Source organism: Aliirhizobium wenxiniae (assembly GCF_014201355.1).
In the GTDB taxonomy this organism is placed as follows: domain Bacteria; phylum Pseudomonadota; class Alphaproteobacteria; order Rhizobiales; family Rhizobiaceae; genus Neorhizobium; species Neorhizobium wenxiniae.
Window position 1 is genome coordinate 1,487,025 of the sequence record NZ_JACHEG010000002.1, and the last position, 15,465, is coordinate 1,502,489.

Consider the following 15,465-nt stretch of genomic DNA (forward strand, 5'->3'; position numbering starts at 1 on the left):
CAAGATGCTGACCCATATGCGCCAGGAGATCAACGAGATACCGGAAGCGGCGGCTCGGCTGCTCGACCGATCGGCTGCCGACCTTGCCAAGGCGGGTAAGGCACTTCGCGAGAAGGATCCGGCATTTCTCGTGACAATCGCACGCGGCTCTTCCGATCACGCCGCAACCTTCATCAAATACGCGATCGAACTGACCGCTGGCCGGCCGGTCGCTTCGCTCGGACCATCGCTTGCTTCGATCTATGGCGCCGACCTCAAGCTTGGCGGCGGCGCGGCAATCGCCATCTCGCAGTCCGGCAAAAGCCCGGATATCGTCGCCATGGCTGAAGCGGCAACCAGGAGCGGTGCAGTAACGGTGGCGCTCACCAACACGCTTCCCTCACCGATCACGCAGGCTTCGCTGCATGCGGTCGATATCAATGCCGGGCCCGAACTTGCTGTCGCGGCGACAAAATCCTTCGTCAATTCGATCGTTGCCGGACTTGCGCTCCTGTCGGAATGGACGGGCGACGATGCGCTCAAGGCTGCGGTTCGCGCCCTGCCGGACCATCTGGCAAAAGCCGTCACGCTCGACTGGAGCGAATTTGCCGGTCAGCTGGGTGACGCGGAATCGCTCTACATGCTCGGCCGCGGCCCGGCGCTGGCGATCGCAAGCGAGGCGGCGCTGAAGTTCAAGGAAACCTCCAACATGCATGCAGAGGCCTATTCCGCGGCAGAGGTGCTGCATGGGCCAGTGGCCTTGGTGGAAGACAAATTCCCGGTATTGGCCTTTGCCGCGCGTGATGCGGCCGAGGCTTCGATCGTCGAAATCATCGACAGCCTTGCCGGCAAGCGGGCTCTGGCCTTCGCCACATCCGGCGAAGTGAAAGCCGCCAGTAAGCTGCCTTTCATCGCGACCGGCCATCCGCTGACCGATGCGCTGGCGCTGATCGTACCGTTCTATGGTTTCGTCGAGGCGTGGTCCCGCTCGAAAGGCTTCAACCCCGACCAGCCTGCAGCTTTGAAGAAGGTCACGGAAACGCTATGACCCAGCAAAAGGCTCTCATCGGCAAGCGTATCTTCGATGGCTCGGACTGGCATGAAGATGCCGCCGTCGTTTTCGAAGGCGGAAAGATTACGGGCATTCTTCCGGTCGATCTGCTCTCTGCGGAGATGGAAACGATCGAGGGTGGCGAGATCATCGCACCGGGCTTCATCGACCTGCAGGTCAACGGCGGCGGTGGCGTGCTTCTCAACGAGGAGCCAACCGTCCAAGGCATCGCAACGATCTGCGCAGCGCATGCCAAATTCGGCACGACGGCGCTTTTGCCGACGCTGATTACCGACACGTTCGAGATCACCAGCCGCACGGTCGCGGCCGGGATCGAGGCGAAGAAACAGGGCATTGCCGGTTTCCTCGGCCTGCATCTGGAAGGTCCGCATCTTTCGCTTGCCCGCAAGGGCGCACATGATCCGGCGCTGATCCGGCCGATGGAAGATGAGGATCTCGACCTGATCCTTTCCTGCGGCGAGGCGCTCGACGCGCTGATGGTGACGATCGCGCCGGAAAGCGTGTCTCCCGAACAGGTCAACACGCTTGCACGCGCCGGCATCACCGTCAGCCTCGGCCACACGGAAGCCAGCTACGATACGGCCCGGCTCTATGCCACGGCAGGCGCCCGGACCGTTACCCATCTGTTCAACGCCATGAGCCCGCTTGGTCACCGCGAGCCGGGCATGGTCGGCGCGGCGCTCGACACGAGAAACCTGCATGCCGGTCTGATCGCAGACGGTATCCATGTGCATCCGGCAGCGATGACGGCCGCCCTGCGCGCCAAGAACGGGCCGGGAAAGATCTTTCTCGTCACCGACGCCATGTCGCCGATCGGTACCGACATGACATCGTTTACCCTCAACGGCCGGGAAATCCTGCGCCATGACGGCCGCCTGACGCTTGCGGACGGCACGCTTGCCGGCGCCGATATCGACATGGCTGCCTGTGTGCGGCTGGTTCACGAGACGCTCGAACTTCCGCTCGAAGAAGCACTGCGAATGACCTCGCTCTATCCGGCGGATGCCGTGCAGATTGCGGATAAAAAGGGATCGCTCAAGCCCGGGTTCGATGCCGATTTCGTGGTGCTGGATGCCAGCCTTCACACGCAAAGCACATGGATTGGCGGCGTCAGCGTCTATCAGGCTTGATCAGATCATCAGAAAAGTAACGCGTACCTTGAGGCCTCTGCCTTCTGAGCCATCTTCGAGGCCGAGGCTTGCGCCGTGCAGCCGGGCGATTTCGTCCACGATCGGAAGGCCAAGCCCGGTTCCCGGCCGCCCCTGGCCGCTTGTATCGCCCCGCTCGAAGCGCCTCAGCACGGTTTCGCGGCGTTCGGGCGGAATGCCCGGTCCGTTATCCTCGACCTCGACAAAGGTCGCGCCCTGCTGCGTCCCAACACGCACCGTCACCTCGGCACCCGCCCCGGCATAGAGCAACGCGTTGGAAACCAGATTTTTCACCAGCTCACCGATCAGGATGGGTTCGACGACCGCCATCACCTCCCCCTCTCCTTCGAAACCGAGATCGATGCCTGCTTCGGCGGCGCGCGGCACATGCTCGGCAGTTACGGTGCGGGTCAGATCGACCAGATCGAGCTGGCGCATGGCGGTCGAACGGCTGGCAGCGTCGATGCGGGCCATGAGGAGAAGCTGGGCAAGGATACGCTCGGCGTCGCCTACGGCTTCATCCGCCTTTTCCGCCGCCTGCTGGACTTCACCGAGATTGCCCGAACGTCTGGCAAGCGTCAGCTGGGTGCGGACAATGGCAAGCGGAGTGCGCAGCTGGTGGCCGGCATTGCCGGTGAAATGGCGAAGCGCATCGAGCGCGCCTTCGAGCCGGACCATGAAGGAATTGACGGTATCGACCAGGCCTTGCACCTCGTTCGGAACGCGTTCGGTTATCGGATGCAAGTCATCGGGGCTGCGCTCGGAGAGTGCTTCGCTGAAGCGATAGAGCGGCCGGAGTGACAGCGTGACGGCGACCCAGACGATCGCCGCTGCACCAAGAATCATGAAAAGAATACGCAAGGCCGAGCGCAGCAGGATCGCATGGGTCAGTTGCTGGCGGGCAATGGTGGTTTCGGCCACAGTGACGGTGAAGGGAACCGAATTGATGCCGGTAGAGGCCGAGCGCGCCAGTGCCGCCACCCGGATCGGCTCGCCACGAAAGACGGCATCACCGAAAGCCGCCGCCTGTCCCTCGCGTCGCTGGATCGACGGCAGGTTCTGGTACCCGGTGACAAAAGTGCCGGGCGGCCCGTCGACCCGATAAAAGACCCTGTCCTGCGCGGCGGATGTCAGCATTTCCAGCGCGACATAGGGAATATCAACTTCCAGCGAACCATCTTCCGAGACGATCACTCGCTCGGCGATGGCAAGCGCCGAACCGGCAAGCACACGGTCGGAAACCTCGTTTGCGGTATCGATTGCCTCGTCCCATGTATCAATCATGGCGATCGCGCCGATCGCAGCCGTGGAAACCAGCAGCCAGGCAAGCAGGCGGCGACGCAGGGAATAGGCGCTCAAGGCAGCAGCCGTCATGGCGCGGCGCTCGCGGCTTCGAGATAATAGCCAATGCCGCGAGCGGTTTTCACGGTCAGGCCGTGCGGCACGAGCCTCTTCCTTAGCCGGCTTACATATTGTTCGATGGCATTGGCCGACAGGTCGTCGTCGAAACCGGTGAGGGAGGCGACGATCGCTTCCTTGGAGACGACTTTTCCCATTCTGAGGAACAGCAGTTCGAGAAGCGCGATCTCGCGCGCCGGAATGTCGAGCGGCGTGCCACTGCAGGAAAAGGTGCGGGATGTCAGATCGAAGGTAACACCGCCATGGCTGATGACCGAACTGCGCAGGCCTGCCTGACGACGCAGCAGAACGCGGATACGCGCTTCGAATTCCGGCACATCGAAAGGCTTGATCATGTAGTCGTCGGCGCCGAGATCGAGCCCGCGTACCCGCTCTTCCGGCAAGCCTCGCGCCGTCAGGATCATAACGGCGGCACGATTCTGCCGGGCGCGCATGGCGCGCAATACGTCGAGACCATCCATTTCTGGCAGATTCAGATCGAGGATCACCAGATCATAGGCCTGAGCGGCGGCAGCGGCTTCCGCAGAGGCACCATCAGCGACGAAATCTACGACATAACCGCTACTACGCAGGATGGCCTGCAGACCTTCGGCCAGCGCCAGATTATCCTCGACCAGAAGTATGCGCACGAAATCCCCCCGCTTCACCCCGGATTATATGCGGTGAAGCAGAGAGATGTCACGATGGCGCTACGCTTATAGTCAGGGACGGCCGAGATAATCCATCTTGCCGACCGGCACGCCCTTATGGCGCAGGATGGCGTAGGCCGTGGTGGCGTGGAAATAGAAATTCGGCAGCGCGAAGCCGAGCACATAGTCCTTGCCGCTGAAAGTCATTTCGCCCGAGCGGTTCTTCAGCACGACTTCGATATTCTCGCGATCCGCCATGCTGGCCGGAACGACCTCCTTGAGGAAGGCGACGGTCTTTTCGATACGGGCATGGAGATCGGCGAAGGTTACTTCCTCATCGGCCATGGCGACGTTTTCGACGCCGCCGATGCGAACCGGCACGAATTTAGCGCTGTCGCTTGCGCGCTGGATCTGGCCGGTCAGCGGCAGCATGTCTTCGATCAGCCGGGCTTCGAGAAGCTCCTTGTGAGCGATACCCTTTTCATCGGCAAATGCCTCCCCCTTTTTCAGGATTTCGGTAAGGTTGGCAAAGCCGCGCAGGAAGGCGGGTACGGAAACGTCATAAAGCGAAAGCGACATGGGGTTCTGACCTCGTTGAGGGGAATAAAACAGGAAAGCCGCCCTCAGATAGTCCGCCAAAATCGCGAAACAAGACAGGCCGCAAGAAACTCCATCGACCGCTGCCGGAAGGTCCATCCGCTGCGGCGGCTTGCCGCAAGCCGTAGGGTCGGGCATTCTCAAATGATGATGCGATCCCTTATCCTCTGTCTCTGTCTTGCCGGGCTCTGTTCCGGCGCGCTGCCCGGTTCTGCGACGGCGCAAGTGCTGATGTTTCCGGCTCTCTCGGGCAAAAAAGATGCGCCAGTCCTGACCGTTTACTCCTCGCTCGACGAACCGCTGGCCAAGCCGATGATCGACGGTTTCCAGGCGGCTAATCCGGACGTCGCGGTCTCCTACGAGGATATGCTGACCGGCGAGATCTACGACCGGATCGTACGTGAGACGGATGCAGGCAAAAAGACGGCCGATTTTGCCTTTTCGTCAGCCATGGACCTGCAGGTGAAGCTCGCCAATGACGGTTATGCCCAGGCAAGCGACCTGCCGATGAGCGACCGCTGGCCCGACTGGGCGAACTGGCGCAACACCGTCTATGCACTCACCTTCGAGCCTGCCGTCTTTGTCTACAACAAACCGAGCTTTCAGCACGAGGCGCCGCCTTCCACCCGCGCCGAGTTCATCGAGTTCCTGCAGAAACACGGCGATTCGATCCATGGCCGGATCGGCACCTATGACATCGAGCGTTCCGGGGTCGGCTTCCTGTTCATGTCGCGCGACCAGGAGCAGTTCGGCGACATCTGGTCCGTCGTGCGTGCCATGGGTGCCGCCGGGGTAAAGCTCTATTCCACCAGCGGCGCGATCCTCGAGCGTGTCGCGGACGGGCGTTTCCTGCTCGGCTACAATATCGTCGGATCCTATGCAGCCGACTGGGCTTCACGCAGCCCGAATGTCGGGATCGTGTTGCCGAAGGATTATACCGTCGTCATGTCGCGTATCGGGCTAGTGCCGCAGGCTGCCGCCCATTCCGATCTCGGCAAACGTTACCTGGAATTCTTCATGTCGAAAGAGGGCCAGACGATCATGGCGCGCGAGCTGCAGATCCCGGCTGTCAGCCCGGAGGTCGCCGGCAACAACACGGCCACGACGATGCGCGAAATGCTTGGCGGGCAATTGAAGCCCGTGCCTGTCAGCCTCGGACTTATGGTCTATCTGGACCAGGTGAAAAGGGCACGGCTGATCTCGAAATGGAATGAGGAACTGCGACATCAGTGAGACTTGAAAAAGCTGGCGCCTTCATTGCGCTTGCTGCAAGAATGACAGCCATCAAGCGATGTCAGGTAAATGTCAGGTTCTTGTGATCGCTTGAGCGCATTCGGGTTCCATGGAGGTGGAGCCGTCGATAACGGGAGGAGAACCGGCGGGCGTCCATCGCTTCGCTCAACATACCCTCTCGTTGCGTAAAAAACACTTCGTCCCGCGGGACGACAACGGAGGACATACCTTGAAACATTTCTTGCTCGCTTCCTTCCTCGCGGGTGCAATCGCCCTTCCGGCGGCTGCGGCCGATTATTCGATCATGGCACCGGCGGCACCGGGCGGCGGCTGGGACCAGACAGCGCGCACGATGCAGAACGTCCTGCAGCAGGAGAAGATCTCCAACCGCGTCCAGGTCATGAACGTACCGGGCGCCGGCGGCACGATCGGCATCGCGCAGTTCGCCAGCCAGCAGAAGGGCAACCCGAACGCGCTTCTCGTCGGCGGTTACGTCATGGTCGGTGCGATCCTCACCAACAAGTCGCCCGTCACGCTGAAGGACGTCACCCCGATCGCACGCCTCACCGGCGAATACGAAGTTATCGTGGTTCCCTCCTCATCCGACATCAAGTCGATCGGCGATCTGGTTGCCAAACTGAAGGCTGATCCGGGCTCGGTTTCCTGGGGCGGCGGTTCGGCCGGCGGTACCGACCATATCGGTGCAGGCCTGATCGCAAAGGCGGCAGGCGTCGATCCGACCAAGATCAACTACATCGCGTTTTCCGGCGGCGGCGAAGCACTGGCCGCAATTCTCGGCAGCCAGGTGACCGCAGGCATCTCGTCCTATGGCGAGTTCGAAAGCCAGATCAAGGCCGGTTCGCTGCGCCTTCTCGCGATCTCTTCCGCTGAAAAGATCGACGGCATCGACGCTCCGACGCTGAAGGAAAGCGGTCTGGACGTCGTGCTGCAGAACTGGCGCATGGTCGCTGCTGCTCCGGGCATCACGGAAGAGCAGAAGAAGGCGATCGCCACGGATATCGAAAAGCTCGCCAAGTCCGGCAAGTGGCAGGAAAACCTGAAGACCAAGGGTTGGATGGATACCTATCTGTCGGGCGCTGCCTTCGACGAACAGCTTGCCAAGGACATCGCCTCCACGGAGACGATCCTGAAAGAAATCGGACTGGTTAAATGAGTTCTGACACCAACAAGAGCTCGAGCGAGCGCCGCCCTGATTGGGCGGCGCTTGTCATCGCAGCCGTTCTCGCCATCGTTGCCGCCGTCATCTTCGTCGATGTTTCCCGTCTGACGAGCACGACGGGTTATTCGCCGGTCGGACCGGCGTCGGTTCCCTATTGGATCGGCTTCGGATTGATCGGCCTTGCCATCTGGACGGTCTTTGCGGCCTTCCGTCACGATTTTCCCGAGCGAGAACACCAGGAAGTCAGCCCGGTCCTCTGGGTCGTCGGCGGTCTTCTCGCCCAGATGATCCTGATCCGTTTCGCCGGCTTCTCCATCGCCACCGGCCTGCTGTTCGGTCTTGCTGCCCGTGGTTTCGGCGCACGCAAGCTGCATATCAGCATTCCGATCGGCATCGTCATCTGTCTTGCCATCTGGTGGCTGTTTGCGGGCGTATTGCAGCTCTCGCTTCCCGCCGGCCCGCTTGAAAACCTGCTCCAGTAACCGGAGCCGGAGAGTAGACCCATGAGCACATTCGAATTCCTCCTCCAGGGCCTGGCATCGGCAGCAGAGCCGATGAACCTGCTCTATGCGCTGATCGGCGTGACGCTCGGCACCATGGTCGGCGTCTTGCCGGGCATCGGGCCTGCGACCACCGTCGCGCTTCTTCTGCCCGTCACCTACCAGCTCGACGCCACCGGCTCGCTGATCATGTTCGCCGGCATCTATTACGGCGGCATGTATGGCGGCTCGACGACGTCGATCCTGCTCAACACGCCTGGCGAAAGCGCCTCGATCGTCACCGCGCTCGAAGGCAACAAGATGGCCCGTGCAGGCCGTGGCGGACCGGCGCTGGCGACAGCCGCGATCGGCTCCTTCGTCGCCGGCCTGATCGCGACGCTCGCGCTTGCCTTTATCGCCCCCTACATCGTCAAGCTGGCGCTGGTGTTCGGCCCTCGCGAATATTTCGCGCTCATGGTTCTCGCCTTCGTCACCGTATCGTCCGCCTTCGGCAATTCGACCTTGCGCGGCCTCACCTCGCTGTTCATCGGTCTTGCCCTGTCGCTCGTCGGCATCGACCAGCTGACCGGTCAGAACCGCCTATCCTTCGGCGTGCCTGACCTGCTCGACGGGATCGAGGTCACGACCATGGCGGTCGCGATGTTCGCCATCGGCGAGACGCTGTTCATCGCAGCCCAGGGCGCGCAGGCGCCCGATAAGGTGGAAGCGATCAAGGGTTCAGTCTGGATGACCGCAAAGGACTGGGCACGTTCGTGGAAGGCCTGGCTGCGCGGTACCGTGATCGGCTTCCCGATCGGCGCCATGCCGGCCGGTGGTGCTGAAATCGGCACGTTCCTGTCCTATGCAACGGAAAAGAAGCTGTCCAAGCATCCGGAAGAATTCGGCAATGGCGCCATCGAAGGCGTCGCCGGACCGGAAGCCGCCAACAATGCGTCTGCTGCCGGTACGCTCGTGCCGCTTCTGACGCTCGGCCTGCCGACGTCTGCAACGGCCGCGATCATGCTTGCCGGTTTCCAGCAATACGGTCTGCAGCCCGGTCCGCTTCTTTTCGCGACCAATCCGCAGCTCGTCTGGGGCCTGATCGCCTCGCTTCTGATTGCCAACCTGATGTTGCTGGTTCTGAACCTGCCGCTGGTCGGCCTGTGGGTGAAGCTGCTGACCATCCCGAAGCCGTGGCTCTACGCCGGTATTCTGGTGTTTGCGACGCTCGGCACGATCGGCGCCAATCCGTCGGTGTTCGAACTCGGCATGCTGCTGGTCTTCGGCCTGATCGCTTACGTCATGCGCGTGTTCGATTATCCGATCGCACCGGTCATCGTCGGCCTGATCCTCGGCCCGCTGGCGGAACAGCAGCTGCGTCGCGCATTGTCGATCAGCCAGGGTGATTTCACCGTGCTGTTCACCTCGCCGATCGCCGCCGTGCTGCTGTTCATCGCCGCCGTGGCGCTGATCCTGCCGCTGGTGCTGCGCATGCGTGGACGCGGCGACGTGCTGACCCAGATGGCTGCCAGCGAAGACTGAACAAGTCCTCCCAGGACGAAAAAGCCCGGCACTTCGACAAGAGGTGCCGGGCTTTTTTATGGCTGCCTCAAATGAAGTGTCAGTGGCCGAATACCGACCAGCCTGTCCGATCCGCCAGCATTTCGAGCGCCAGCGACCCGACCAGCGAATTGCCGTTGTGATTGAGCCCCGGCGACCAGACGGCGATCGAGGCACGGCCCGGCGCAACCGCCATGATGCCGCCGCCGACACCGCTCTTGCCAGGCAGGCCGACGCGATAGGCAAATTCGCCCGACCCGTCATAATGGCCGCAGGTCAGCATCAGTGCATTGATGCGCCGCGCCCTCTGCCTTGAGACGACCGTGTGCCCCGTCATCGGGTTCCGGCCATTGGCCGCCAGAAAAAGGCCCGCTTTGGCAAGCTGGGTGCAGGTCATGGCGATGGCGCAATGGTGGAAATAGACGCCGAGCACATGTTCCACCGGATGGGTAAGCTTGCCGAAGGAGCGCATGAAATTGGCGAGCGCGAAATTGCGGTATCCGGTCGCCTCTTCCGACTTCGCCACGGCCGGATCGATGGCAATCTCCTCGTCATCCGCCAGATAACGGACAAAGCGCAGGATTTCGCCGATCGCCTCGCGCGGCGTGTGACCGGCCAGCACGAGATCGCTGACGGCAATAGCACCGGCATTGATGAAGGGATTGCGCGGCTTGCCTTCCTCCTGCTCCAGCTGGACGATGGAGTTGAAGGCAGAACCGGACGGCTCGCGGCCAACGCGGTTCCAGGTCGTCTCGCCGTGCTTGCCGAGCGCCAGTGTCAGGGTGAAAACTTTCGAGACGCTCTGGATCGAAAACGGCTCGTTGCAATCCCCGGCGCTATGAACCTTGCCATCGACAGTGACGACCGCGATGCCGAATTTCTTCGGATCGATATGGGCAAGCTGGGGGATGTAGTCGGCTACCTTGCCTTCGCCAAGCCGCTCCTGCAGCTTCACATGGATGTCTTCAACGATGGCCTGCAGGTCGTCTGTCATTGCGGCTCCGGGAACAATGGTCGACAAACACCTAGAGTGTTTTCGGGGCCGATGAAAAGCCCCTATTCGTCGGCGCTGCCGGAAAGGTGATTGCTGGCGGATACCTTGACCGCGCCGATTTCACTCCAAAGCGAAGAGACCATGTCCGGATCGACATCGGCCATGATGTCCTTGAGCCAGCGTTCGTGCGCCGCCGCCATGCCGGTGAAAAACTCGACGCCAGATGGCGTCAGCCTTGCGACGGTCACACGGCGATCGGCATGCGGTGTGACACGCTCGACATAACCATCCGCCTCCAGCCTTTCGACCAGCCCGGTGACATTGCCGTTGGTCACCATTGTACGTTTCGACAGCTCGCCAAGCCGCAGGCCTTCCCGCTCGCGATAAAGCTGCGCCAGAAGGTCGAATTGCGGCAGCGTGGCGCCGAATTCGGCGCGCAGGCGGCGGCGGATCTCGTTGGTGATCAGCTTGGTGGTCGAGAGCATGCGCAGCCACAGCCGCGTCTCCGGCTTGTTGTTGCCGTGGGCATCGTGAACGATAAGCTCGAGATCCGCGCTTGCCGCTTCCATTGTCATACTCCGAGATAGCGATCCTGGACGTCGGCTGATACTTCGCCGCTTAATCCCTGCCAGACGCTTCGCCCGTTTTCGAGGATGACGCAACGGTCCGCAACCGGCAAAAGCTCGGAAAGCGTCTTGTCCACCACGAGAATGGACAGGCCTTCCACCTTCAACTGGCGGATCGCCCGCCAGATATCCTGCCGGATGACCGGGGCGAGCCCCTCCGTCGCCTCGTCGAGAATAAGCAGGCGCGGATTGGTCATCAGCGCACGGCCGATCGCCAGCATCTGCTGCTCCCCGCCCGAGAGCGATTTTGCCATCTGCGCATGCCGCTCTTCCAGCCGCGGAAACAGCGCATTGACCTTTTCCAGTGTCCATTCGCCGGGCCTTGCGGCCGCGACGAGATTTTCATGGACGGAGAGATTGGGAAAACAGCGACGGCCTTCCGGTACCAGTCCGACGCCAAGCCGCGCCACCTTGTAAGGTGCCATCCGCTCGGTGGCTTTACCGCCGAAGGTGATGCGGCCGGTCTTCGGGGCCAGGAGATTGCAGATCGACTTGATCGTCGTCGACTTGCCCATGCCATTGCGGCCCATCAGCGCCACGACCTCGCCTTCCGCCATTTTCAGATCGACGCCGAACAGCGCCTGGCTTGCGCCGTAATAGGTGGTGATGTCCTGAACATCCAAAAGCATCAGGCGTGATCCCCCAGATAGGCGGTGCGCACCGTCGGATTGCTGCGGATTTCATCCACTGTCCCGGTGGCGATGACCTTGCCGTAGACGAGAACCGAAATCCGGTCGGCCAGCGCAAAGACCGCATCCATATCGTGTTCGACCAGCAGGATCGGGGCTTCGCGACGCAGCGCATCGAGAAAGCCGGTCAGCTTTTTCGAACCTTCAGGCCCCATGCCCGCCATCGGCTCGTCGAGCAGAAACGCCTTCGACTGCAATGCAAGCGCCATGGCGATTTCCAGCTGGCGGCGTTCGCCATGGGAAAGCTCGGCCGCCGGCAGGCGCGCGCGGTCGGCGAGACCTACCCGTTCGAGGATCGCCATTGCCGGATCGACAAGCGAGCGATCCCGCATCACCGGCCTGAAGAAACCGAAGCTCGAACCCTGCTTGGCCTGCACGGCCAGCATGACATTCCTCAGCGCCGAAAACTCCGGCGCCAGCGACGAGACCTGAAACGTCCGGCCGAGGCCTTTCTGCGCGCGCTGCGCGGTATTCAACGCACCTATATCCTCGCCGGCAAAACGGATCGTGCCGCTATCGGGCCTCACCGTGCCGCAGATCTGGTGGATCAGCGTCGACTTGCCGGCACCGTTCGGGCCGATCAGCGCATGAATTTCACCCGGACGAAGATCGATCGAAACGCCATCCGTTGCTCTCAGGGCGCCGAACGATTTGGTGAGATTGTTTATCTGGAGGACCGGCTCAACCATGTTTCGCCTTTCCGGCCAGCAGACCGAGCAAGCCACCGCGTGCGAACAGCACGACACCAAGAAGGATGAGGCCGAGGAAGAACTGCCAGCGTTCCGTCAGTCCACCGAGCGCAAATTCGAAGGCGACATAAAGGGCTGCCCCCGCCAGCGGGCCGAACAGCCTTCCGGTGCCGCCGAGAATGATCAGCACGATCAGTTCGCCCGACATGTGCCAGGAGAGCATGGACGGGCTGACGAAGCGGTTGAGATCGGCATAAAGCGCACCGGCAAGCGCCGTGATCATCGCCGAAATGACGAAGCCGGTCAGGCGGATGCGATAGGGATGGATGCCGACGGTCGCGACACGCGTCTCGTTCTGCCTTGCCGCCTGGAGGGCCGCGCCGAAACGCGAGGCGCGGATCAGGGCGAATAGTCCGATGCCGGCCAAAAGCACGAGATAACAGACGAGGAAGAAGCTCAGCGGCTTCATCGTATTTGCGCCGGGAAACTGGTTGCGGACCATGATCGACAACCCGTCTTCGCCGCCATAGGCCGGCCAGGAGATGGCGAAATAATAGACCATCTGGGCGAAGGCGAGCGTGATCATGATGAAGTAGACGCCGGAGGTCCGCAGGCTGATCGCGCCGATCGCCAGTGCCACCAGACCCGAGGCGACCACCGCGACTATCCAGATTACCGGCATCTGCACCGTGCCGGGCAGACCGAAGATCATCGGCTCATAGGAAAGCGCATGGCTGGACAGAATGCCCGCCGCATAACCGCCGATACCAAAGAAAGCGGCGTGGCCGAAAGAGACGAGGCCACCGAGACCGAGCGCCAGATTAAGGCCAAGCGCCGCCAACGCCAGGATGGCGATGCGGGTGGCGAGCGTGACATAGAAAGGCTGGCCGAATGCATTGGCAGCCAGCGGAGCGACCAGCAGCAGAAGGGCAAGCACAAGATTGACGGTATTTTCGCGTGTCAGCATTGTTTGCCCTCACGCATGCGCCGGCGGGAAAAGCCCGCGCGGCTTGACGGCCAGAATGACGGCCATGACGACATAGATCAGCATCGAGGCCATGGCCCCGCCGATCATGCCCGCTTGGGACGGATCGACGAACAGCGCCAGAAGCTGCGGCAAAAGAAAACGCCCGAGCGTATCGGTCACGCCGACCAGTAGCGCACCGTAAAGTGCTCCCTTGATCGACCCGATGCCGCCGATGACGATGACAACGAAGGCGAGGATCAGAACCGGTTCGCCCATGCCTACCTGCACCGATTGCAAAGCGCCGACAAGCGCACCGGCAAGGCCTGCAAGCGCCGAACCGAGCGCAAAGACCAGCGTATAGAGCGTGCGGATATCGACGCCGAGCGCGCCGATCATCTCGCGGTCGCTTTCGCCGGCGCGGATGCGCATGCCGAGACGGGTCTTGCCGATCAAGAGATAAAGGCCGAGCGCGATCAGCGCGCCGACGGCAATGATCGCCAGCCGGTAGACGGGATAACTCGCGTCACCCGGCAAATTGACGATGCCCTGAAGCAGTGGCGGAATATCGAGATAGAGCGGGAAATCTCCGAAGAGCCAGCGGGTGCCTTCGGAAAAGATGAGGATAAGCGCAAAAGTGGCGAGCACCTGATCGAGATGATCACGGTCATAAAGCCTGCGGATAACGGCAAGCTCGACGATGGCGCCGGCCGCGGCCGCGCAGGCGAGACTGGCGATCAGGCCGAGCCAGAACGAACCGGTCCAGGCGGCGACGGTGGCGCAGGCAAAAGCGCCGACCATGTAGAGTGAACCGTGAGCGAGGTTGATCAGGCCCATGACGCCGAAGATCAGCGTCAGCCCGGCTGCCATGAGAAACAACATGACGCCGAGCTGGATGCCGTTCAGCAACTGCTCGAGAGCAAGTGCGATGGTCACATCTATGCCTTAGATCTTGCAGTCTTTGGCATAGGCATCACCGTGATCGGTGAAGATCTTTTCGACCGTCTTGTTGGTCAGAACGCCGTCCTTCTTCACCACTTCCGTCAGGTAGATGTCCTGGATCGGATGCTGGTTGGTGTTGAACTTGAAGTTTCCACGCGGCGACTGGATGTCGGCTTTCAGCAGCTCGTTGCGGAATGCATCTGCATCCTTGACGCTTGCTTTTCCGGCAGCCGACACAATCAGCTGCGCCGCATCATAGGCCTGAACGGCATAGATGGACGGAAGGCGGTTATATTCTTTCTGGAAGTCGGCCGTGAACTTCTTGCTGACTTCGGTATCGAAATCGGGCGCCCACTGGCCGGAAGCCTTTGCGCCCAATGCCGCATCACCGATGGCCGGCAGAACGTCCTGGCTGAAGGAGAAGCCGGGGCCCATGACCGGGATCTTTACGCCCGACTGTGCGAACTGCTTCATGAAGGCGATGCCCATGCCGCCCGGCAGGAAGACGAAGATGCCATCGGCACCGGATGCGCGCATCTGGGCGATTTCGGCAGCGTAATCCGTCTGACCGACCTTGGTATAGACTTCACCGGCCAGCTCGCCCTTGTAATAACGCTTGAAGCCGGTGAGCGAATCCTTGCCGGCCGGATAGTTCGGGGCGAGGATGAACATCTTCTTGTTGGTTTTGTTGGCGTATTCGCCCATCGCCTCGTGAAGATTGTCGTTCTGATAGGCGGCGTTGAAATAGAGCTTGTTGCAGCCCTGGCCGGCCAGTGCGGCGGGCGCCGCGTTTGTCGAAACATAGAACTTGCCCTGCGCCACCGCGCCCGGCACCACGGCCATCAAAAGGTTCGACCAGACGATGCCGGTCAACACGTCGACATTGTCGCTCTGGATCATCTTGTCGGCGATCTGGACGGCAAGTTCCGGCTTCTGCGCGTCGTCCTCAGTGACGACGGTGATATCCTTGTTGCCGGACTGCTTGATCGCCAGCATGAAACCGTCGCGGGTGTCGACGCCGAGGCCTGCACCGCCGCCCGAAAGCGTGGTGATCATGCCGATCTTGAGCGGCTCGGCCATAACCAGACCCGATGCACCGAGGCTGAGCGCCATCGTGGCGGCTGCCAGCATTGTCTTCATTGCGGTACTCCCCTTTTTGTCGTTCCCCTGTCGCCCGGCGAGTTCACCGTGGCGGAACCGTTACCTTCCACATTCACACAGAAACTTCCACCGTTGACCAAGACGATTTCGCCGGTGGGAGCGCA

General features: G+C 61.5%; 16 protein-coding genes. 6 read left to right on the forward strand and 10 right to left on the reverse strand.

The window, feature by feature from the left end; all coding sequences use genetic code 11:
• The first annotated feature begins 4 nt into the window (after positions 1 to 4).
• Together HNQ72_RS15150 and nagA are read left to right on the forward strand one after the other, a co-directional pair.
• Positions 5 to 1,027 (forward strand): SIS domain-containing protein, encoded by a 1,023-nt coding sequence (locus HNQ72_RS15150; protein WP_183992987.1) that lies wholly within the window; start codon positions 5 to 7, stop codon positions 1,025 to 1,027.
• Positions 1,024 to 2,181 carry an N-acetylglucosamine-6-phosphate deacetylase gene (gene nagA / locus HNQ72_RS15155; RefSeq protein WP_183992988.1) on the forward strand — a complete coding sequence of 386 codons (1,158 nt, stop codon included), beginning with the start codon at positions 1,024 to 1,026 and terminating at the stop codon, positions 2,179 to 2,181. Before HNQ72_RS15150 ends, nagA begins: the two co-directional genes overlap by 4 nt.
• Here nagA and HNQ72_RS15160 read toward each other — a convergent pair whose 3' ends face one another.
• The 3 genes from HNQ72_RS15160 to HNQ72_RS15170 all read right to left on the reverse strand — a co-directional run bounded on the left by HNQ72_RS15160 (position 2,182) and on the right by HNQ72_RS15170 (position 4,826).
• Positions 2,182 to 3,573 carry a sensor histidine kinase gene (locus HNQ72_RS15160; RefSeq protein WP_183992989.1) on the reverse strand — a complete coding sequence of 464 codons (1,392 nt, stop codon included), beginning with the start codon at positions 3,571 to 3,573 and terminating at the stop codon, positions 2,182 to 2,184.
• Positions 3,570 to 4,247 carry a response regulator gene (locus tag HNQ72_RS15165; RefSeq protein WP_183992990.1) on the reverse strand — a complete coding sequence of 226 codons (678 nt, stop codon included), beginning with the start codon at positions 4,245 to 4,247 and terminating at the stop codon, positions 3,570 to 3,572. Before HNQ72_RS15165 ends, HNQ72_RS15160 begins: the two co-directional genes overlap by 4 nt.
• 72 nt (positions 4,248 to 4,319) lie before the next feature.
• Positions 4,320 to 4,826, reverse strand: coding sequence for a DUF1993 domain-containing protein (locus HNQ72_RS15170; protein WP_183992991.1), 507 nt, complete (start codon positions 4,824 to 4,826; stop codon positions 4,320 to 4,322).
• Positions 4,827 to 5,075: 249 nt separating this feature from the next.
• Between HNQ72_RS15170 and HNQ72_RS15175 the strand changes: the two genes are divergently transcribed.
• From HNQ72_RS15175 to HNQ72_RS15190, 4 genes are all read left to right on the forward strand, one after another.
• Positions 5,076 to 6,077, forward strand: coding sequence for an ABC transporter substrate-binding protein (locus tag HNQ72_RS15175; protein ID WP_373289437.1), 1,002 nt, complete (start codon positions 5,076 to 5,078; stop codon positions 6,075 to 6,077).
• Between the two features lie 229 nt (positions 6,078 to 6,306).
• Positions 6,307 to 7,251, forward strand: coding sequence for a Bug family tripartite tricarboxylate transporter substrate binding protein (locus HNQ72_RS15180; protein WP_183992992.1), 945 nt, complete (start codon positions 6,307 to 6,309; stop codon positions 7,249 to 7,251).
• Positions 7,248 to 7,739 carry a tripartite tricarboxylate transporter TctB family protein gene (locus HNQ72_RS15185; RefSeq protein ID WP_183992993.1) on the forward strand — a complete coding sequence of 164 codons (492 nt, stop codon included), beginning with the start codon at positions 7,248 to 7,250 and terminating at the stop codon, positions 7,737 to 7,739. Before HNQ72_RS15180 ends, HNQ72_RS15185 begins: the two co-directional genes overlap by 4 nt.
• A 21-nt stretch (positions 7,740 to 7,760) precedes the next feature.
• Positions 7,761 to 9,278 (forward strand): tripartite tricarboxylate transporter permease, encoded by a 1,518-nt coding sequence (locus HNQ72_RS15190; protein WP_183992994.1) that lies wholly within the window; start codon positions 7,761 to 7,763, stop codon positions 9,276 to 9,278.
• Positions 9,279 to 9,357: 79 nt separating this feature from the next.
• On the opposite strand, the gene HNQ72_RS15195 is transcribed toward HNQ72_RS15190, so the two are convergent.
• The 7 genes from HNQ72_RS15195 to HNQ72_RS15225 form a co-directional block, all read right to left on the reverse strand.
• A complete protein-coding gene (locus tag HNQ72_RS15195; RefSeq protein ID WP_183992995.1) occupies positions 9,358 to 10,290 on the reverse strand; it encodes a glutaminase in 933 nt (310 codons plus the stop codon).
• Between the two features lie 62 nt (positions 10,291 to 10,352).
• A complete protein-coding gene (locus HNQ72_RS15200; RefSeq protein WP_183992996.1) occupies positions 10,353 to 10,865 on the reverse strand; it encodes a MarR family winged helix-turn-helix transcriptional regulator in 513 nt (170 codons plus the stop codon).
• On the reverse strand, positions 10,862 to 11,548 hold the full coding sequence (locus HNQ72_RS15205; RefSeq protein ID WP_210319621.1) for an ABC transporter ATP-binding protein: 687 nt from the start codon (positions 11,546 to 11,548) through the stop codon (positions 10,862 to 10,864). The genes HNQ72_RS15200 and HNQ72_RS15205 overlap by 4 nt, the downstream gene beginning before the upstream one ends.
• Positions 11,545 to 12,294 (reverse strand): ABC transporter ATP-binding protein, encoded by a 750-nt coding sequence (locus HNQ72_RS15210; protein WP_183992998.1) that lies wholly within the window; start codon positions 12,292 to 12,294, stop codon positions 11,545 to 11,547. Before HNQ72_RS15210 ends, HNQ72_RS15205 begins: the two co-directional genes overlap by 4 nt.
• On the reverse strand, positions 12,287 to 13,261 hold the full coding sequence (locus tag HNQ72_RS15215; protein ID WP_183992999.1) for a branched-chain amino acid ABC transporter permease: 975 nt from the start codon (positions 13,259 to 13,261) through the stop codon (positions 12,287 to 12,289). Before HNQ72_RS15215 ends, HNQ72_RS15210 begins: the two co-directional genes overlap by 8 nt.
• Before the next feature lie 9 nt (positions 13,262 to 13,270).
• Entirely contained in the window at positions 13,271 to 14,194 is a 924-nt protein-coding gene (locus HNQ72_RS15220; RefSeq protein WP_183993000.1) for a branched-chain amino acid ABC transporter permease, read from the reverse strand.
• A 9-nt stretch (positions 14,195 to 14,203) separates the two neighbouring features.
• On the reverse strand, positions 14,204 to 15,340 hold the full coding sequence (locus HNQ72_RS15225) for an ABC transporter substrate-binding protein (protein WP_183993001.1): 1,137 nt from the start codon (positions 15,338 to 15,340) through the stop codon (positions 14,204 to 14,206).
• Positions 15,341 to 15,465 lie beyond the last annotated feature (125 nt).